The sequence below is a fragment of the Actinoplanes missouriensis 431 genome, assembly GCF_000284295.1.
Lineage (GTDB): Bacteria > Actinomycetota > Actinomycetes > Mycobacteriales > Micromonosporaceae > Actinoplanes > Actinoplanes missouriensis.
This window is the reverse complement of sequence record NC_017093.1, coordinates 2,433,787-2,453,085: the sequence shown is the minus strand read 5'-3', so window position 1 is coordinate 2,453,085 and position 19,299 is coordinate 2,433,787. Positions and strand designations below refer to the sequence as shown.

Sequence of the window (19,299 nt, the reverse complement as noted above, 5' to 3'; positions counted from 1 at the left end):
TATCTCGCCATTTCCGATATCGACACGCGTCGGTGACACAGTGGAATCGGAGCATTACGCTGAACTCCGGATCGTGACGAGATCAGGGATCGGAGCAGACGTTGCGCGCTGAGAGAACCCCGCCCGCCCTCCGGGCACCTGACCGGGTCTCGACCGTTGTCAGCGCCTGACTACTACTTCGCGCTGATCCATGCGCGCACGTCGATACCCAACCAGTGGGTCGAAGGCTTCTACCACCAGCTCGACCTGGAGGTGCGGCGCCGCGCCGACCCACCGCACGGCCTGCGCCGCGGATCCCTCTACTACCCCACCGCCGGCGACGCCCGGTGGGCGCTGGAAGCCGGCATCCCGTCGGTACGCGTCCTCGTCCCGCTCTACAGCCGCGAGTTCCTGCACGAGCCGCCGCCCGACTTCGGTGACCGGCTGTACCAGCCCGGCGACCCGGCCACCATGCCGTTCGTGCACCCGGTGCTCTGGGAACCGCACCTGCCGGCCCGCCGGGTGAACGGCCTCGCCCAGGCCACCTCGCTGGGCACGGCGGTCCAGGAGTACGGCGACTACGGGATGGTCGCGATCTGCCGGCTCAGCGCGTACACCGAAGAGTTGCGGCAGCTCATCGAGGAACTCGCGGACCGGCTGGTGACCGCGGCCGAGAACCCGGACCAGGTGCCGCCCTGGCTGCGGACCCGGCCGGAGCTGCCGATGCCGGCCCGGCGGTCGCCGGCCGCGCGGTTCCAGATCACCGTGGTCCGGCCGCGCGGGCGCGGGGTCGACTGGTCGCCGTTCGGCACCGACGTCGGCTGGGTGACCGACCGGGCCCGGGACGCCGCCCAGCGGCTGTCGCTGCTGCCCGAGATCGTGCTCGGCCCGGCCGCGCCCGGATCGGTCAACGGGTTCCACGACACCGCGGGCGTGCTGCTGCTCGACGCGGCGGTGCTCGACGACCCGCCGTCCCGGCTGATCGCCGAGGGGATGCTGCGGGACATGCCGTCCTGGATGACGGTGGTGATGGTGATGGTGATCCGGCCGGACGGCGACGACCGGTCGCACGAGCTGGTCGCCCAGGCGCGGGCGATGACGCGCAACGGTGTGCAGATCGCCCGGGATGCCCGGGAGTTCCAGCGGGCCATCGACGAGGCGGTCATCAAGGCCCGCCGGAACTTCCTTCGCAGCAGGCGTTCGAGAGGACCATGGGGGGACTTGCCATGAGCGAGCTTGCGAGCGGATCAGCCGGCTCAGCCGCCACCGAGGCGTCGGCGCCACAGCGCGGCGGAGGTGCCGGCACCTCCCGAGGGCGTAACGGACAGGTCATCACGTTCTACTCGTACAAGGGTGGCACCGGCCGGACCATGGCCCTCGCCAACGTCGCCTGGATCCTGGCCGCGAACGGGTACCGGGTCCTCGCCGTCGACTGGGACCTGGAGTCGCCGGGCCTGCACCGGTACTTCGCGCCGTTCATGGGCCCGCGGTTCCTGGCCAGCACCGGCGGTGTGGTCGACATGATCAACCGGTACGAGTGGGAGTCGTCCGAGGAGCACTGGGACCCGGCCCGGCTCCCCGGGTACGCCAGCGTCCAGCAGCACTCCTTCTCGCTGGACTGGAGCCACTTCCCGGCCGGCGGCACCCTGGACTTCCTCTCCGCCGGCCAGCAGAACCCGAACTACGACGGCGGGCTCAGCCAGATCAAGTGGGACGAGTTCTACGAGGAGCGGGGCGGCGGCCAGTTCTTCGACGCGATGCGCGCCGACATGAAGGACCGGTACGACTTCACCCTGATCGACAGCCGGACCGGGCACAGCGACATCGCCGGCATCTGCACCGGCCAGCTGCCGGACGTGCTGGTCGACTGCTTCACCTTCAGCGACCAGGGCATCGAGGGCGCGGCCCGGATGGCCCGGCAGCTCGACAGCCCCCGTGACATCCGGGTGCTGCCGGTGCCGATGCGGGTCGACCCGGCCGAGAAGCGCAAGGCCGAGACCGGGCGGACGGTCGCGATGCGGGAGTTCGCCGACCTGCCGCGCGGCCTCGACGAGGCGCGCCGGCGGGCGTACTGGCACGGCGTCGAGGTGCCGTACCAGGCGTATTACGCGTACGAGGAGACGCTGGCGACGTTCGGCGACGCGCCCGGCGCCAACGGGACGCTGCTCAGCGCGTACGAGGCCCTGGCCTCGCACATCACCGAGGGCCTGGTCAAGGCGCTGCCGCCGCTGAACCCGGTCCTCCGCCAGCAGGTCGTCACCCGGTTCGAGCGCAAGCCGTTCTCCGAGGCCGACGCCGTGCTGCTCTCCGGGTCCGGCCTCGACCAGGTGTGGCTGGAGTGGGTGGAGCACCTGCTGCGCGCGGCCGGGCTGCGGGTGGTGCACGCCGCCGGGGAGACCGGCGAGAAGGACCAGATGCCCGACGCCCAGCATCTGAAGATCATCTCCCGGGCCGAGGGCACCGATTACTTCACCGGCACGCCGGGCGCGTTCACCCCGGACCCGGGCCTGCGGGCCGTCTACACGGCCGACATCACGCCGTGGCGGAGCATCCCCAACACCAGCTCGGCCTTCATCGCCGGGCTGGACGGCGCGGCCGCGGCCGAGGAGATTCTCAAGCTCATCGGCCGGCCCGCCGGCGACCTCGACGTGGTGCTGGCCGGTGCGCCACGGTACCCCGGCGAGGAACCGGATCTGGTGGTCAACCTGCCGGCCCGCAACGCCCGCTTCACCGGCCGCGAGGCCGGGCTGCGGGACCTGCGCGGGCGGCTGCGCTCCGGGGCGGCGGTGGTGCTGTACGGCACCCAGGCGGTCGCTCTGCAGGGCATGGGAGGCGTCGGCAAGACGCAGATGGCGCTGGAGTACGCCCACCGCTACCGCACCGCGTACGACGTGGTGGCGTGGCTGAAGGCGGACAGCGAGGAGAACCTGCAGAACGCCCTGCGCGAGCTCGGCGGGCGGATGCGCCTGCAGTCCGAGCAGTCCGGCCGGGAGTTCGCCCGGGCGGTGGTGCAGGAACTCGGCCGGGACAAGCGGCGGTACCTGCTGATCCTGGACAACGCGGAGGAGCCGGACGCGATCGTCGAGTACCTGCCGCACGGTTCCGCGCATGTCCTGATCACGTCGCGGAACATGTCCTGGGGCGACCAGACCCAGCCGGTGCAGGTCGACGTGTTCACCCGGGCCGAGAGCATCGACCACCTGATGCAGCGGGTCCGGGGCATCGAGGAGCACGACGCCGGGCTGGTCGCGGAGCAGCTCGACGACCTGCCGATCGCGATCGCCGCGGCCGCCGCGCTGCTCGACGAGTCGAACACCCCGGTCGAGCAGTACCTCGAGCAGATCCAGGCCGAGGGCCCGAGCGCCGCGCTGGTCGACACGACCGGGCGGCCGATCGCCCGGACCTGGGACCTGTCGCTGAACCGGCTGCGCGAGCGGGACCGGGCCGCGTACCGGCTCTTCCAGCTGTGCAGCGTGCTGGCCCCGGAGATATCGCTCGACCTGGTCTACAGCGACCAGATGGCGGAGTTCCTGAAGCCGCACAACCCGGCCGTCTCCGAGCGGATGCTGCGCGGCGCGCTGGTCCAGCAGATCAACCGGCTGGCGCTGCTACGGCTGGACCAGCGGCCCAGCTCGCCGGGCAGCAGCGACCGCAGCGGCCAGATCCTGATCCACCAGGTGGTGCAGGACGCGGTCCGGGACCGGATGACCGAACAGGAGCGGGCCGAGGCCCGGCGCCAGGTGCACCAGGTGCTGGCCAAGGCCCGGCCCGAGGGCGAGGTCGAGGACGCCGAGCACTGGCCCCGGTTCCGGATGATCTGGCCGCACCTGGACGCGTCCGACGCGGTGAACAGCACCGACGAGGCCGTCCGCCAGCTGATGATCGACCGCATCCGGTACTACTACGTGCAGGCCGACCTGGTCACCGGCCGCAACCGGGCCGAGCGGGTGGCCCGGATCTGGGAGGAGCAGCTCGAGCGGACGACCGACCCGGAGCAGGCGGACGTGCTGCGCCAGCAGTTGCTCCAGCTGCGGTTCAACCTGGCCAACCTGCTCCGCGACCTGGGCGAGTTCCAGGCCTCGCTGGAGGTCGACGAGCAGGTGCTGGCCGAGCAGGAGCGCCTGCTCGGCCCGAGCCACCCGCACACCCTGATGACCCGGGGCAGCTACGCGGCCGACCTGCGCGGTCTGGGCCGGTACCCGGAGGCCCTGGACATCGACATCGACACGTACCGGTCCTGGCAGGACCAGTACGGCGACAACTTCCCCCGCACCCTGGCCGCGCAGAACAACCTGGCCGTCTCGTACCGGCTGATGGGCCGGTTCAAGCTGGCCGGGCAGCACGACGAGGAGGCGTGGCTGCGGCGCCGGGAGGTCAACGGCGAGACCAACCTCTGGACCCTCGGCACGGCCGCCTGCCTGGCCCGGGACTGGCGCGACGCCGGCGACTTCGAGCGGTCAGCGGCCCTGCTCAAGCAGACCCTCGACGATCTGGTGGAGACCCGCGGCCCGGACTCCCGGTCGTCGCTCACCACCAAGTCCAACTACGCGGTCTCGCTGCGCAGCATCGGGCGGATCCCGGAGGCGCTGCAACTGCACAACGAGGCGTACGACCGGCTCCTGCTGCTGTTCGGCGACGAGAACCCGGAGACGGTCAGCTGCCGGTTCAGCCGCGCGCTGACCCTGCACAGCGCGAACGAGGGCGACAAGGCGGTGGCCGAGCTCCTGGAGATCCACAACTTCTGGACGCGCAAACTCGGCGACCGGCACCCGTACACCCTGGTCTGCCGCAACGACCTGGCCATCGCCGAACGCCGGCTCGGTGACCTGGAGAAGGCCCGGGCGTGGATCCGGCCGACGGTGCCGGAACTGATCGAGGTGCTGCGACCGGATCATCCGTACACGCTGTCCGCGCAGATGAACCTGGCGATCTGCGAGGCCGAGCCGTCCGAGGGTGGCGCCGGGCCGGAGGCGGCACGCGAGATGCTGCTGTCGATCGCCGCCGACATCCGCAACGTGTTCGGACCGGACCACCCCAACACGTTCCGGCACGAGGCGAACCTCGCCCTGGTCGAGGAGGCGCTCGACCTGGAGTCGGCCGACGAGCGGCTGGCCGCGCTGCGCGAGCGGGTGGTCCTCCGGCTCGGCGCGGTCCATCCGATCGTCAGTGGCCTGGACCGGCGCCGCTACCTGTACCGGATCATCGACCCACACCAGTTCTAGGAACGGGCGCCCATGCGGAACCGGGAGAACCCCGAGAGCACCATCCCTTCCCTGATCTCCTCGGCCTGGCGGACCGCGCCGCCGGTACTGCGCCGGTTCGCGTACTGGCTGTGGGGTCTCGGCCTGCTCGCGGTGATCCTGGCGATCATCGCGGACATCCAGGACCGGTGGGGCGGCCTGCAGTTCGTCACGAACATCCTGGCCGAGCTGACCTGTGGGCTGTTCGCGCTGCCGCTCGCCCTGGTGATCATTACGAGGCTGACCGATTACCAGGTCAAGGAGCTGGAGCGGACCCGGCTGGACGCCCGGTACGACGCCGCGCTGAAACAGCTCACCGAGTCGGTCCGGATCACCAGCGAGTACGTCGAGGAGCTGGTCGAGGAGGTGAGCGCGTCGACGAACACGTTCGTGGAGGCGGCCAAGGTGGTGAACGGCCGGCTCCTCGACCCGGAGCAGGCCCAGAAGTCGGCCAAGCTGCTGCAGGCGCTGATGGACAGTCACCAGTGGTTGTTCTACGAGCGGGTGGTGACGCCGCTGCGGATCGAAGGCAACCATCTGCGCACGCTGCTCAGCGAGCGGGTCCGCAACGGCGAGCCGACCACCGAGTCGGCCCGGTTCGAGCGGATCTGGAACGAGCTGGAGTCCGCCCTCCGGCACCAGCGGCAGATCATGACCACCGGGCACCAGGAGCTGGGCCGGGGTGTGCCCAACCCGAACCGGGTGGCCCGCCTGCGCGAGGTCGCCATCGTCCACCTGCACAGCGTCGACCACCTGCTGCAACTCTGCCGTGAACTGGAGGCGTTCGCCGGGTCGGCCGGGCCGCTGCCGCCCGGGCGCACCGACCCGTGGGTGAACGGCGTCAGGCCGCCAGCCACTTGAGGATCCGGGGCAGCACCTCCATGGCGCCGAAGTGAGCCGCGTCGTGCTGAACGTGCACCTCGGATCGAGGGATCCGCTGGGCCAGCCACCGGCTGTGGCTGGCCGGCGAGAACGTGTCGTGCGCGCCGTGCCACAACCGGACCGGCGGCACGATGGTGTCGAGCGCGAAACCCCAGTCCCGGCGGAACGCCAGGATGTCGTCGAGCCAGCCGTACGGCCCGTCGCGCAGCGCGTCCGCGTAGCTCTTGGTCAGCAGGCGGCGGTAGTGCACGCTCTGCATGAACCGCAGGTCCGGCCCGGACATCTGGGTCCGCAGCGCCTCGATGAGACTCTTCGGGTCGGCGGCGGTCTGCTCGGCCAGCGCCCGCAGCTCGTGCATGGCCTCGGCGGTGCCGCGGTCGGCGGCCACGTGTTTGCTGGCGTTCTCGTCGGCCATCCCCTCGTACCAGTTCAGGTCGGCGGCGTCCCACGGCGCCAGCCCGACCAGCACGGCGGCCCGCTCGACCCGGTGCGGCAGCACGGCGGCGCAGGCCAGCGCGTGCGGGCCGCCACCGGAGCGGCCGACCACGGCGAACCGTTTCAGATCCAGCCCGTCGGCGATCGCCCGGACGTCGGAGGCGGCGTCGACGACCCGCCGGTTCGGCAGGCGGGTGGATCCGCCGTAACCCGGGCGGTCGTAACTGATCAGCCGGATGCCCTGCCGGTAGAGCACGCTGCTGCGGGGGCGCGGACCGGAGCCCGAGCCGGGCGTGCCGTGCAGCAGGAAGACCGGCCGCCCGTCCCCGGCGCCGGCCACCTGGACTGCGAGAACCCGGTCGCCGACACCCACCTCAAACCGAGTCACCAAGGCCTTCCTCATCCCCGAATGTCCGGCGGAGGACCCGCGCTCCATCGATGGTAATCGCCGCCGGACGCCCCGGACGCGTTACGCACGCGAATGAAGACCCAGCAGGGCGGCGTGTGCGTCCGGCGACCGGGCCGCCATCGCCAGCCAGGCCGCCGCCGCGGCCGGATCACGGCTGGTCAGGGCGGCCACCCCGCGGGACCGCAACGCCCCCAGCACGCCGCCCCGGACCGGGGTGTCGTTGGTCAGCAGGCTTCCGGCCAGCACCACCGGACCGGCCGGGCCCAGCTCGCCGAGCGTCGTGACCAGATGACCCACCGCCTCGTCCACGATGGAGACCGCGTGCGGGTCGGCCGCGCGGGCCCAGGCGCAGACCAGCGGGGCCAGCCCGGCGATCTCGGCGTGCGGCAGGCGCTGCGCCCAGTGGATCAGCCGGTCCCGGTCGGGGACGCCGGTCGCCGCGGCCACCGCGACGGCGAACTCCGATGACCAGGAGCGGACGGCGGCGCGCAGGGCGGCCAGACCGAGCCAGTGCCCCGAGCCCAGGTCACCGAGGAGCCAGCCGAGACCGTCGGTCACCCGTACACAAGAATGATCTTGAATTTCGGCCGCGACCGCTCCCGTCCCGGCGATCAGCACCGCACCGGAAGGCGCGTCGGTGCCGGCCGCGAACGCGGTGACCGCGTCGCCCACCACCCGCCACGGTCCGGTCAGCCCGGCCGCCGCCCAGGCCCGGTCGAGGGCCGTGGTGAACGCCGGATCGGCGCAGGCGGACGTGCCGGCCAGGCCGAGCACGCCGGCGGTGACCGCGCCCGGGTCCACTCCGGTCAGCGCCTCCCGGATCGCCGCCGCGATCGCCGGGACCGCGTCCGGGCCGGCCGAGACCGGGTTGCCGGGGCCGGCCCGGCCGCGGCCGATCACCCGGCCGGACAGGGTGGCGACGACCGCACGGGACGCGGTGCCGCCGGCGTCGACGCCCACAACGAGATCCATGCCACGGATCGAAACACGGAAATTCATTGTTGACTAGACATGTCGACGGTCGTAATTTTCATCAGCAACAGCAACTGATGAAAATGAGGTCCACACACATGTCGGGTGAGAGCGGCGGGCTGCTCGGACGGCTGCGCATCGAGGGTCCGCAGATGCCGGAGGCGCTGAGCCGGATCGCCGAGACGATCCTGGCCGACCCGGAGACGGCGGCGCACGCCAGCATCGTGGATCTCGCCGAGCGGTCCGGGACGTCGACGGCGACGGTCACCCGGTTCAGCCGCACGCTGGGGTTCAAGGGCTATGCGAGCCTGCGGGTCGCCGTCGCCACCGAGACCGGGCGCGCCGAGCAGGCCCGCTGGGAGACCGACATCAGCGGCGACATCGCGCCGTCAGACTCGCTCGACCAGGTGCTGAGCGTGGTCGCCGCGGCCGACACCCGGGCCATCCAGAACACCGCGGCCTCGGTGCGCACCGAAGATCTCGAGACGACTGCCGCCGCGATCGCCGGCGCCCAGCGCGTCGAGATCTTCGGCCTCGGCAGCAGCGGCACCGCGGCCCGCGAGATGGCGTTCCGCCTGGAGCGCATCCGGGTGCCGGTCTGGCACCGCCAGGACAGCCACACCGCGCTGACCAACGCGGCCCTGCTGCTCCCCGGCGACGTCGCGATCGGGTTGTCGCACTCCGGCCGCACCCGGGAGGTGATCGAGACCCTGGCCGAGGCCGCCGACCACGGCGCGCTCACCGTCGCGGTGACCAGCTTCAACCGGTCGCCGCTCGCCGAGGTCGCCGACGTCGTGTTCACCACGTCGGTGCTGGAGACCACGTTCCGGCTGGCCGCGCTCTCCGCCCTGCACTCGCAACTCCTGGTGCTGGACCTGATCTACGTGGCGGTGGCGCAGCGCACCTACGAGCGCACCGCCGACGCCCTGGAGCTCACGGTCCGGGCCGTGGACGCGCACCGGCTGCCCGAGAAGATGCCGAGCCGCAAACGAAGGGGATCATGAACTATCTCACCGCAATCGAGGAGCTGATCGACCGCGTCGGTCGTGGTCAGAGCGACCTCAAGGGCCGCGCCGCCGCGCTGCTCACCACGTCGATCATCAACGGCGGCGTGATCCAGGCGTTCGGCTGCGGCCACTCCGAGGCGCTCGCCATGGAGATCGCCGGGCGGGCCGGCGGCCTGGTCCCGACGAACCGGATCGCGCTGCGCGACATCGTCCTCTACGGCGGCGACCCGCTCGACGTGCTCGCCGGCCCGGCCGTGGAACGCGACACCGGGATCGCTCACCGGCTCTACGCGCTCGCCCCGGTCAAGCCGGACGACGCGTTCGTCATCGCCTCCAATTCCGGCATCAACGGCGCCGTCGTGGAGATGGCCCTGCTGGTCAAGGAGCACGGCCACCCGCTCATCGCGATCACGTCGGCGGCGCACTCGTCCGGCGTGGAGTCGCGGCATCCGAGCGGGCGCAAGCTCGGCGAGATCGCGGACGTGACGCTGGACAACGGGGCGCCCTACGGCGACGCCGCGTTGCCGCTGCCCGGTGGCGGGGCGGTCGGCGCGGTCTCGTCGATCACCGCCGCGCTGCTGGCGCAGCAGATCGTCATCGAGGTGGTGGACCGCCTGCTCGCGGCGGGTGTGACGCCGCCCGTCTACCTGTCGGACAACGTGCCCGGCGGTAAGGAACACAACGCGGAACTCGAGGCGCGGTACGCCGGGCGCATCCGGCGTACCGCATAGAAGGAGAGCCCAGCTGATGAACCCTTCCATCCGACGAAGAAGCATACTCACCACGGCCGGAACCGCCGCTCTCACCATTCCCCTGCTCGGCGGGTGCGTCACGTCGTCCGGGCCGCCCTCCTCCGGCGGCGACGCGCCGTCCGGCGCCAAGAGCGCCGACAACCCGCTGGGGGTCAAGGCCGACGCGCCGCTCGAGGTGGTCGTCTTCAAAGGGGGGTACGGCGACGAGTACGCCATCGCCGCGGAGTCCACGTACCAACAGCGCTATCCGGCCGCCGAGATCGACCACAAGGGCCTGCAGAAGGTCGGCGAGGCCATGCAGCCGCGATTCGTCGCCGGTGACCCACCGGACGTCGTCGACAACACCGGCGCGGGCCGGCTCGACATCGCCACCCTGGTCGCCGCGAAGCAGCTCACCGACCTGTCGGAACTGCTCGACGCGCCCGCTTTCGATCAGAGTGGCAAGTCCGTGCGCGACACCCTGCTGCCCGGCGTCGTGGCGGACGGCACGTTCGGTGGCAGCACGGTCGCGCTGAACTTCACCTACACGGTCTGGGGTCTCTGGTACTCCAAGGCCCTCTTCGCGGAGCGCGGCTGGACCTATCCCTCGTCCTGGGCGGAGATGATCACGCTCTGCGCGGAGATCCGGAAGTCCGGCGTCGCGCCCTGGACCTACCAGGGCAAGTACCCGGAGTACATCAACGACCCGCTACTCACGATGGCCGCCAAGATCGGCGGGCTGGACCTGGTGAAGGCCGTCGACAACCTCGCCCCGGACGCCTGGAAGCAGCCCGGACTCACCGAGGCCGCCACCGCGTTCGCCGAACTGGCCGGCAAGGGCTACGTCATGTCCGGCTCGGAGGCGCTGTCGCACACCGAGGCGCAGGCCGCGTGGTGTCAGCGGAAGGCCGCCTTCATCCCCTGCGGCTCATGGCTGGAGGCGGAGCAGAAATCGGTCACGCCGGCCGGTTTCGACATGGTGATGGGCGTCGTGCCGGCGTCCGGGGCGCTCCCCGCGACAGCGGTACAGGCGGCGAGCAGCGAATCGTTCCTGGTCCCGTCCGCCGCGCAGAATCCCGCGGGCGGAATGGAATACCTGCGGATCCTTTTCAGCAGAGGATCGGCCGCCTCCTTCGCCGCCGCGAACTCCACCCTTCCGGCCGTCGCCGGCGCCACCGACGGATTGACGCTCTCCAGCGGATTGGGATCGGTGCGCGACGCCGTCCAGGCCGCCGGCGGCGACGCTTTCAACTACCGATTCCGTACGTGGTACGCCCCGCTCGCGAAAGCCGTCGACGACGCCACCGGAGAGCTCGTCAATCGGCGGATCAGCGTCGCCGACTGGTCCACCCGGATCCAGAAGGCGTCGGACTCGCTCGCCAAGGACTCCACCGTCGTCAAGTACACCCGCTGATGCGACACGGCCGGTGGCGGTTCCTGCTCGCCGCGCTCGGGCCGGCGCTGGCCCTGCACGTCGTGTTCGTGCTCTCCCCGTACGCCCAGGCCTTCTACCTGTCCCTCACCGACTGGACCGGGGTGGCCGGCGCGGCGCACTACGTCGGGGTGGACAACTTCGTCCGCCTCGGCGGCGACGGACTCTTCCTCGACGCGGTACGCAACAACGCCGTGATGCTGCTCGTCGTGCCGGCCGCCACCATCGCCGTCGGGCTGTTCCTGGCGAACATGCTGTCGACGCGGAAGGGTTCGACGGCGTACCAGATCGTCTATTTCTTTCCGCAGATGCTGTCGCTGGTGATCATCGCGGTGTTGTGGGGTTTCGTCTACAACCCGAACACCGGGCTGCTCAACTCCGGGCTGCGCGCGCTGGGCCTGTCGTCGGTGGCGCGCAGCTGGCTCGCCGAGCCGTCGCTCGCGCTGCCCGCGGTCATGGCGGTGATCGTCTGGTCGTCGGTCGGGTTCTACGTGGTGCTGTTCCGCGCCGCGATCGACGGGATCCCCCGCGAGCTGTTCGAGGCGGCGAGGCTGGACGGCGCCGGGGAATGGGCGACGTTCCGCGGGGTCACGCTGCCGCTGGTCCGGGAAAGCGTGCAGGTCGCCTTCGTCTACCTCGGCATCGTGGCCCTCGACGGGTTCGTGCTGGTCCAGGTGATGACCGTCGGGCCGGGCGGTCCCGACGGGGCGACCGAGGTGGTCGGGTTGTCGCTGTACCGGACCGCGTTCACCTACGGGAAGTTCGGCTATGCCACCGCCATGGGGGTGGCGCTGTTCTTCGCGGCGCTGACCTTCGCGGTGCTGGCCCTGCGGTGGGGGCGTGATCGTGAACCGGCGTAACCCGTTGGCGCACCTGGCGATGTTCTCGTGGGCCGTGGTCACCGCGTTGCCGCTGATCTGGGCGGTGGTCAGCTCGCTGAAGACCGACGAGGAGATCCTCAACTCGCCGTGGGCGCCGCCGTCCTCGCCGCGCTTCGACAACTGGGCACGGGCGTGGACCGCGGCGAGCATCGGGCGGTACTTCCTGAACAGCATGATCGTGGTCGGCGGCGCTCTGGTGCTGACCATGCTGCTCGGCTCGCTCGTCGCCTACGCGCTGGCCCGGTACCCGTTCCGGGGCAACCGGATCGTCTACCACACGTTCGTCGCGGCCATGTTCTTCCCGGTCTTCCTTGCCCTGGTGCCGCTCTTCTTCGTGGTACGCCAGCTGGGGCTGCTCGGCACGTACCCCGGTCTGATCCTGGTCTACAGCGCCTACGCCGTGCCGTTCACCGTCTTCTTCCTGCACGCGTTCTTCCGCACCCTGCCCGGCGAGGTCGCCGAAGCGGCGTTCCTCGACGGCTGCTCCCACGGCGCGGTCTTCTTCCGCGTCATGCTCCCGCTCGCCCGGCCCGGTCTCGTCGCGGTCGGCATCTTCAATTTCCTCGGGCTCTGGAACCAATACCTGCTCCCCCTGGTTCTCAACCCCGACCCGGACCGGTACGTCCTGGCGCAGGGTCTGGCCGCCCTGTCGGTCAGCCAGGGCTACCGCAGCGACTGGAGTGGCCTGTTCGCCGGCATGACCATCGCGATGCTGCCGGTGCTCGTCGCCTACGTCGCGTTCCAAAGGCACATCCGCGCCGGAATGACCGCCGGAGCGGTCCGGTAACCCCCTCCTCTCGTTGGGAGTCCCCCATGTCCAGACGCCTCCTCACCGGCCTAGTCGTATCCGCTTTATCGGCTCTCGGGCTGGTTGCCGTCAGTGGCGGCAGCGCCGCCGCCGCTGACTGCGGGTACCTTTTCGACGACTTCCACTACACCTCCTCGTCCGATCCGGCGCTCACCGCCCACGGGTGGACGCCGCGCAGCTACCAGGGTGGACCCGGTGTGCCGGGCGCCACCTGGTCACCTTCCGCGATCACCTTTCCGGACTCCGCCGGGCAGCGGGTCATGCAGTTGACCGCCTCCACCGACGGGACGGCGGCCGGGACCAGTCACGCCGAGCTCTACTCGACACAGAAGCGGTACCTCGAAGGCACCTATGCGAGCCGGGTGCGGTTCACCGACGCGCCGGTCAGCGGGAACGACGGTGACCACATCAACCAGACGTTCTTCACGATCAGCCCGCTGAACGGGGACCTCGATCCGACGTACTCCGAATTGGATGTCTCGGAATATCTCCCGAACGGCGGGTGGGGCGAAACCGGGCCGATCAACTACCAGACGACCTGGTACACGTATCGCAACGACCCCTGGTACGCCGACAACCTGCACTCCTCCCAGCGATCCAGCCTGGACGGGTGGCACGATCTGGTCGCCCAGGTGGCGAACGGTCACGTCGTCTACTGGATCGACGGGGTGCAGGTCGGTGACCACGGCGGAAAGTACTTCCCGCGGCAGACCATGACGATCAACTGGAACCTGTGGTTCATCGACACCGCCGCGCACACGGGCGGGATGTCCACCTATGTCGAGCAGGTGGACTGGGTGCTGTTCGCCAAGAACCAGGTGCTGTCGCCGTCACAGGTGAGCGCGCAGACGGCGTCGTATCGGGCGCAAGGGAGCGTCTTCACGGACACCGTGGGGTCGTCGGGGCCCTGCGTGAATCCGTCCCCGTCGCCGTCCGTCAGTTCTTCCTCCCCGTCTGCTGACTGTTCCAGTGTGGCCCTGTGGCAGTTCGCCACGGCGTACCCGGGTGGAAGTGTCGTGAAGCACGAGAAGAGCGCCAACGGTGATCCGTCGGGGCCGGCCTCGGGTCAGGGCGTCCACCTGTGGAAGGCGCGGTGGTGGACCCAGGGGTCCGAACCGGGCTGGACCGAGCAGTGGCAGGACCTGGGGCGCTGCTGAGTTACCGGCGGGGCGCGTGCTCGGCGCGCCCCGCCTCCTACATCCGATCCAGGCGCATCGTGGTCCCGCTCGCCGGTGGGTTGATCATGGCGCTCGCGTACTCGGAACCGCCGTACTTCGCGGTGAACGCCCGGTCGACCGCCTCCTCCAGCGCCGGGTCCGCCACCGGCGTGAAACGGACCGCGTGCTCGTCGCCGTCCACCACGACCGAGCCCGTCCCGTACCGCTGCGCCCGCCGATACCAGACGCCGGCCGCGCCCTTCCACGACCGGACATAGAGGTCGTCACCCACGGCAACCACCCAGATGGGTACGCGCACCGGCGCCCGCCCCGGCGCGGGCACCACCACGTCGATCTCATGGCTGTCAGCTACCCATGGCATGCCCCCGATTCTGACACCCGGACGCGCCGCCTGCCGGAGCCCGGCTGCCCCCCTTCCGCCCCACCCCGCGCCGATCCCCGCTCAGCCCGCCCCCGCCCGCGCCGCACCCCGCCACACCCGCGGCCCTGCTCAGCCCGCCCACTGCCCGCGCCGCACCCCGCCACGCGCCGCCGCACCCGCGGCCGTGCTCAGCCCGCCCATCGCCCGCTTCTCCGCGCGCCCCACCGCGCCGTGGATCGTGGAAAGGTGCGCCGGCCGGCTCTCAGTGCACCCCCCTGAGAGCCACCTCAACCGTTCAAACGACGCGTCAAACGGGTGCGCGATTTGATGAGTTCGTACCCGGGAGAGACCCGGGGCCGAAGGAGCGAGTCCCGATGCCGTTGTTCATGGACATTCACCACGTCGAGGGCGGCGTGCGAGCCGCCGATGTCGCCGCCGCGCACGAGAAGGACCTGGCGACGCAGGCCCCGTACGGTGTGAACTATCTGAAGTACTGGGTCGACGAGGACGCCGGGAAGATCTTCTGCCTGGTGGAGGCGCCCGACGCGGAGGCGGCCAACACCGTGCACGCCAAGGCGCACGGCCTGGTCGCGGACGAGATCTATCCGATCAGCGCGGAAGGCTGACACGACGCGTGGCTCTCACGGTGCACCTGCTGGGCCGGCCCCGGGTCGAGGGGTCCGGGACGGTCTACCAGGTGCGCAGCCGCAAGAGCTGGGCCCTGCTGGCCTGTCTGCTCCTCGACGACCGGCCGCGGACACGTGCCCGGCTGGCCGGGCTGCTCTACCCGGAGGCGCAGGATCCGCTGCGGGCGCTGCGCTGGGGGCTCACCGAGATCCGGCGCTGCCTCGGGGTGCCGGTGGATGGTGACCCGGTGGCGCTGCGGCTGCCGGAGGACGCGGTCGTCGACGTTCACGTGCTGCGCCACGGCTCGTGGGCGTCGGCGATCCGGCTGCCGGGCCTCGACGCTGAGCTGCTCGACGGTGTCGGTGTGCGGGGCTCGCCGGTGTTCGAGTCGTGGCTGCTCTCGGAACGTGCCCGGGTCGCCGCCGCTGCCGAGGCGATCCTGCACGAGGCCGCTCTGGGCAAGCTCGCCGAGGGTGACCTGAACACCGCCCGTGACCTGGCCTTGCGGGCGGCCGCGATGAATCCGCTCGACGAGAACCATCAGGCGCTGGTGATCCGGCTGTACCGGCTGGCCGGCGACGACGCGGCCGCCCGGCGGCAGTTCACGGCGGTCACCGCGCTGTTCCGCGAGGAGCTCGGTGTCGCGCCGGGCGTAGCGATCGAGCAGGCCATGCAGGAGACCCGCGTCAGCAGGGCGCGCGCCGAGCAGGAGCCGGCGGACCAGGTGTCGGTCGAGTCCATCGACGCGATCGTGGAGTCCGGCGCCGCGGCGGTGGCGGCCGGGGCCGTGGAGGCCGGGATCCGTTCGTTGCGGGCATCGGTGGGGCTGGCTGATCGCTCCGGGTCCGCGCGGCTGCGGCTGAGTTCGCGGCTGCGCCTGGCCGAGGCGTTGATCCACTCGTTGCGCGGCATGGACGAGGAGGGTCTGGCGACCCTCCACGAGGCGGATCGGCTTGCGCTCACCGATCACGACCGGGCCGCGTCGGCGCAGGCCAGGGCCGAGATGGGGTACGTCGATTTCCTGCGCGCCCGCTACGACCGTGCCGAGCACTGGCTGTCCGGGGCTCTCACCGCCGCCGCGGGCTCACCGGCGATCACCGCTCGGATCACTACCTATCTCGGTGCCGTCCACAGCGATCGCGCCGACTACGCGCAGGCCCGTGACCTGCTGGAACGGGCGGTGAGCCTGGCCCGCTCCGCGGACGATCCACGGACCGAGGCCTACGCGTTGTCGATGCTGGGACGCGTACATCTGCTTCTGCATGATCTGCGACCCGCGGCCGCGTACCTGGAGGAATCGGCCCGGACCGCCCAGAGTGACCACTGGCTGGCGTTTCTCCCCTGGCCGCAGGCGCTCCGCGGCGAGGTCCACCTGGCCGCCGGTGACGTGGAGGCCGCCGCCGGGGTGCTGCGGCAGGCGTTCGCGCGCGCCTGCCAGCTCGGTGACCCGTGCTGGGAGGGGATCGCGGCGCGCTCGCTGGCCCTGGTCGCCGAGGCGCGCGGCGCGACCGAGCAAGCGTTCGCGCTGCTCAGCGACGCGCGCACCCGGTCGAACCGGCTGGCTGACCCCTACGTCTGGCTGGACGCGCACATCCTCGACGCGCAGTGCGGGCTCGGGGTGCGGCACGGCCATCGGGACACACCGGCATGGATCGACGCCTTAAGGCGTCTGGCGGCGCGGTCCGGGATGCAGGAGATGAGGGTACGGGCGATCCGGCACGGTGCCGCCCTCGGCAACCCGGCCGACCGGGCGGCAGCCGCTCTGCTGGCCGGTTAGCGCTCCGCGAGGTATGACCGATCAGCACTCCGCGAAGTACGGCCGATCAGCGCTCCGCGAAGTACTCGTAGGGGGCGACCGACACCCCTTCGCAGACGATCCGCGGGTCGTCGTCGAGGGCCTCCGGATCCAGGTCACGGGCGCTGCGAGAGCCCATCGAGAAGAGCGCGAAGCCCGGCTCGAAGCGGTAACCGGCGTCGGTCAGCTCGTATCGGTGCCCGCGCTCGGCCAGTTCGGCCACCACGTCGTCGAGGAAGCGGAAGGTCAGCTGGACGCCGTCGAACCAGGCCTCCTCGCCTCCGTCGCCGGTGTAGGCGACCTCCACCAATTCGACGGTGTCGACGTCGCTGTAGGAGAGCACCAGCATCGGCGTGGTCTCGTAGATCGCCCGGTCGAGCCGGCCGGGGTGGACGGGTGTGCCGAGTTTGCACTCGACGACTTCCCTGCTCTCGCCTATGCGCACCAGCGGCGTGCCGCGTCCCGGCAGAATCTCCATCCCCGCATCATCCCACCAGCCGCGCGGCGAACGCGGTGACGGCCCGGTCCGGATCGACACCGGCGTCGATGGACGTGGTCAGCATGTCGAGGAGCAGGCCGTCCAGGGCGTAGTGCAGCAGGGCGATCTCGAACGGGCCGCCGGGCAGGCCGGTCGTCGCGTGGAAGGCCACGTCGTCCCGGTATCCCTGGCGCAGCGTCTCGCCGAGGATCGCGGCGAGGCCGGGCCTGCGGGCGGCCTCCAGCCGTAACTCGATGAGCGCGCGGGTCAGGTCCGGCTCGCGGGTGGTCCGCTCCACGATGTAGCGCAGATAGTCGGCGAAGAGCTCCGGGCTGGGCGCACGGTCGCTCATCGTGGCGACGACGGCCGGGTCCGGCGCGAACCGCTCCATGATGCGCTCGCCGAGCGCGCCGAGCAGCGCGTCCCTGGAACGGAAGTAGTTGGAGGCGGTGCCGACGGGTACGCCGGCCTCGGTGTCAACGGCTCGGTGGGTCAGTCCGCGGGCGCCGGCCTCGGCGAGCACCCGCAGTCCGGCGTCGGCGAGCGCGCGGCGCCGGTCGGGATTCCTGGGCATGGCGATCAGGGTAGCAGCGACCACTACAGGTGCTGTAGTTTGAACCACGACAGCCGTAGTGGTCTGCGAAGAGGAGATCAAATGCGAAAACTCGTGTACTTCGTCGCCAGCACCATCGACGGTTTCATCGCCGCGCCGGACGGGTCGTGGGACTTTTTCGTGCTGGAGGACGACGTCCCGGCGTTCATGCGGGAGCACTACCCGGAGACCCTGCCCACCCATGTCCGCGCCGCGATGGGCGTCGACGCGCCGAACCGGGTCTTCGACACCGTGCTGATGGGCCGGGGCACCTACCAGCCGGGGGCCGCCGCCGGGTTCACCAACCCATATGCGCACCTGCGCCAGATCATCTTCTCGCGGAGCATGACCACGTCGCCGGACCCGGCGGTGGAGGTCGTCGCCGGCGATCCGCGGGCGTTCGTGGCCAAGCTGAAGGAGGAGCCGGGCCGCGACATCTGGTTGTGCGGCGGTGGCAGCCTGGCCGGCGAGCTGATGCCGCTGGTCGACGAGCTGATCATCAAGCTGAACCCGGTCGTGGCCGGCGCCGGCGTCCCGCTCACCGCGACCGGTTTCGACCCGCACGGCTTCACGCTGACCGGAACCACCCCGCTGCCGAGCGGCGTCGTGGTCCTGAGCTACCGAGCCGGTCGGTAAGACAGTTACGGCCGGTCGGCGGCGCCGGCCTCGCCCAGGCGCACCGGGCCGTCGAGAGCGGTGGGCCAGGCCATGAGCTGGACCGCCGCCTTCCGGGTGCGGGCGGCGACGCGACGCCGAGCAGCTCGGCTGTGCGGGCGAGCAAGGACTTGCCCGGCCCGCAGGGGCTACGGATCCCGCTCAACCGCCCGCGCGGCGTCCTCCAGGGTGTGTGCCGCGGCAGCGGCAAGGCCACGGCAGCGGCAAGGCCACGGCTGGCACACCGACCGGGCCGGTGTACGACCTGAGTCGTACCCGCCGGTTCATCACCGAGGTGGACGCCGGTGCCGGTTGCGATCTCTACCGTTGCGGTTGTCACTGATTCTCCGGTCACCGGGAGCCGCCCATGTCATCGCCACCCCTGCTCGCCGCCGGCGACGGGAGCAGCGCGTATACGCCGGCCGGCCTGCTGCGCGCGCTGCCCCGCGGGCGGGGTCTGCTGACGGATCTGCTGGTCTCCGGTTCGGTGGCCGCCCTCTCCACGTGGTGGTGGCACCAGTTCCGTGTCGGCGGTCTGGTCTTCGGGCTGCTCGCGGGGCTGGCGCTGATGTGGCGGCGCACGCATCCACTCGCGGTCGCCGCCGCCGTGGCGGCGCTGACCGCTACCGCCGCGCCCATCGAGGTGAACGGGTCGAAACTGCACGACGGCATGCAGCTGATCACGGTCGCCATCGCGATGTACTCGGTCATCGTGCACGCGGCGACGCTGCGGCGGGCGGGCTCGCGACGTGGTTTTTCTCGTCCGTCCTGCTGCCGTGGCAGTACGGGCCGCCGTTCCCCCTCGTCGAGCTCGCGCACAATTTCGGGCTGATCGTCG

The 19,299-nt window shown here is 71.0% G+C and carries 18 protein-coding genes; 13 read left to right on the top strand and 5 right to left on the bottom strand.

Features of this window, described 5'->3' with window-relative positions; translation table 11 throughout:
- Positions 1-156 precede the first annotated feature (156 nt).
- From AMIS_RS11650 to AMIS_RS11640, 3 genes are read left to right on the top strand one after another with little or no spacing between them, the layout of a single operon-like run.
- On the top strand, positions 157-1,209 hold the full coding sequence (locus tag AMIS_RS11650) for a hypothetical protein (RefSeq protein ID WP_014442472.1): 1,053 nt from the start codon (positions 157-159) through the stop codon (positions 1,207-1,209).
- Entirely contained in the window at positions 1,206-5,201 is a 3,996-nt protein-coding gene (gene fxsT / locus AMIS_RS11645) for an FxSxx-COOH system tetratricopeptide repeat protein (RefSeq protein WP_014442471.1), read from the top strand. Before AMIS_RS11650 ends, fxsT begins: the two co-directional genes overlap by 4 nt.
- Positions 5,202-5,213: 12 nt before the next feature.
- Positions 5,214-6,080, top strand: a complete 867-nt coding sequence (locus tag AMIS_RS11640) for a hypothetical protein (RefSeq protein ID WP_014442470.1) — start codon at positions 5,214-5,216, stop codon at positions 6,078-6,080.
- Here AMIS_RS11640 and AMIS_RS11635 read toward each other — a convergent pair.
- Together AMIS_RS11635 and AMIS_RS11630 are read right to left on the bottom strand one after the other, a co-directional pair.
- Positions 6,061-6,939: an alpha/beta fold hydrolase gene (locus AMIS_RS11635; RefSeq protein ID WP_051041918.1), complete on the bottom strand. Its 879-nt coding sequence runs from the start codon at positions 6,937-6,939 to the stop codon at positions 6,061-6,063. The genes AMIS_RS11640 and AMIS_RS11635 overlap by 20 nt on opposite strands.
- Positions 6,940-7,005: 66 nt before the next feature.
- Positions 7,006-7,917, bottom strand: a complete 912-nt coding sequence (locus AMIS_RS11630) for an N-acetylglucosamine kinase (protein WP_014442468.1) — start codon at positions 7,915-7,917, stop codon at positions 7,006-7,008.
- A 98-nt stretch (positions 7,918-8,015) separates the two neighbouring features.
- On the opposite strand from AMIS_RS11630, the gene AMIS_RS11625 reads away from it, so the two are divergent.
- From AMIS_RS11625 to AMIS_RS11600, 6 genes are read left to right on the top strand one after another with little or no spacing between them, the layout of a single operon-like run.
- A complete protein-coding gene (locus AMIS_RS11625; protein WP_041829703.1) occupies positions 8,016-8,921 on the top strand; it encodes a MurR/RpiR family transcriptional regulator in 906 nt (301 codons plus the stop codon).
- On the top strand, positions 8,918-9,655 hold the full coding sequence (locus AMIS_RS11620) for a sugar isomerase domain-containing protein (RefSeq protein WP_014442466.1): 738 nt from the start codon (positions 8,918-8,920) through the stop codon (positions 9,653-9,655). Before AMIS_RS11625 ends, AMIS_RS11620 begins: the two co-directional genes overlap by 4 nt.
- Positions 9,656-9,671: 16 nt before the next feature.
- On the top strand, positions 9,672-11,069 hold the full coding sequence (gene ngcE, locus AMIS_RS11615) for an N-acetylglucosamine/diacetylchitobiose ABC transporter substrate-binding protein (protein WP_014442465.1): 1,398 nt from the start codon (positions 9,672-9,674) through the stop codon (positions 11,067-11,069).
- Positions 11,069-11,947, top strand: coding sequence for a carbohydrate ABC transporter permease (locus tag AMIS_RS11610; RefSeq protein ID WP_014442464.1), 879 nt, complete (start codon positions 11,069-11,071; stop codon positions 11,945-11,947). Before ngcE ends, AMIS_RS11610 begins: the two co-directional genes overlap by 1 nt.
- Positions 11,948-11,966: 19 nt before the next feature.
- On the top strand, positions 11,967-12,755 hold the full coding sequence (locus AMIS_RS11605; RefSeq protein ID WP_051042455.1) for a carbohydrate ABC transporter permease: 789 nt from the start codon (positions 11,967-11,969) through the stop codon (positions 12,753-12,755).
- Between the two features lie 26 nt (positions 12,756-12,781).
- Complete coding sequence (locus tag AMIS_RS11600; RefSeq protein ID WP_014442462.1) at positions 12,782-13,933, top strand: glycosyl hydrolase; 1,152 nt, start codon at positions 12,782-12,784, stop codon at positions 13,931-13,933.
- Positions 13,934-13,970: 37 nt separating this feature from the next.
- Here the strand turns inward: AMIS_RS11600 and AMIS_RS11595 are convergent, their stop codons facing one another.
- Positions 13,971-14,315, bottom strand: a complete 345-nt coding sequence (locus AMIS_RS11595) for a DUF2255 family protein (RefSeq protein WP_014442461.1) — start codon at positions 14,313-14,315, stop codon at positions 13,971-13,973.
- A gap of 374 nt (positions 14,316-14,689) precedes the next feature.
- On the opposite strand from AMIS_RS11595, the gene AMIS_RS11590 reads away from it, so the two are divergent.
- Together AMIS_RS11590 and AMIS_RS11585 are read left to right on the top strand one after the other, a co-directional pair.
- Positions 14,690-14,941, top strand: coding sequence for a DUF4242 domain-containing protein (locus AMIS_RS11590; protein ID WP_014442460.1), 252 nt, complete (start codon positions 14,690-14,692; stop codon positions 14,939-14,941).
- 8 nt (positions 14,942-14,949) lie between these two features.
- Complete coding sequence (locus AMIS_RS11585; RefSeq protein ID WP_014442459.1) at positions 14,950-16,719, top strand: tetratricopeptide repeat protein; 1,770 nt, start codon at positions 14,950-14,952, stop codon at positions 16,717-16,719.
- 46 nt (positions 16,720-16,765) lie between these two features.
- Here AMIS_RS11585 and AMIS_RS11580 read toward each other — a convergent pair whose 3' ends face one another.
- Together AMIS_RS11580 and AMIS_RS11575 are read right to left on the bottom strand one after the other, a co-directional pair.
- A complete protein-coding gene (locus tag AMIS_RS11580) occupies positions 16,766-17,215 on the bottom strand; it encodes a hypothetical protein (RefSeq protein WP_014442458.1) in 450 nt (149 codons plus the stop codon).
- A gap of 7 nt (positions 17,216-17,222) precedes the next feature.
- On the bottom strand, positions 17,223-17,789 hold the full coding sequence (locus AMIS_RS11575; protein WP_014442457.1) for a TetR/AcrR family transcriptional regulator: 567 nt from the start codon (positions 17,787-17,789) through the stop codon (positions 17,223-17,225).
- An 81-nt stretch (positions 17,790-17,870) separates the two neighbouring features.
- Between AMIS_RS11575 and AMIS_RS11570 the strand changes: the two genes are divergently transcribed.
- Together AMIS_RS11570 and AMIS_RS42550 are read left to right on the top strand one after the other, a co-directional pair.
- Positions 17,871-18,443 carry a dihydrofolate reductase family protein gene (locus AMIS_RS11570; protein WP_014442456.1) on the top strand — a complete coding sequence of 191 codons (573 nt, stop codon included), beginning with the start codon at positions 17,871-17,873 and terminating at the stop codon, positions 18,441-18,443.
- A gap of 385 nt (positions 18,444-18,828) precedes the next feature.
- The gene (locus AMIS_RS42550; RefSeq protein WP_014442455.1) at positions 18,829-19,293 is read left to right on the top strand and encodes a hypothetical protein; all 465 of its coding nucleotides are present in this window, start codon (positions 18,829-18,831) and stop codon (positions 19,291-19,293) included.
- Positions 19,294-19,299: the final 6 nt, after the last annotated feature.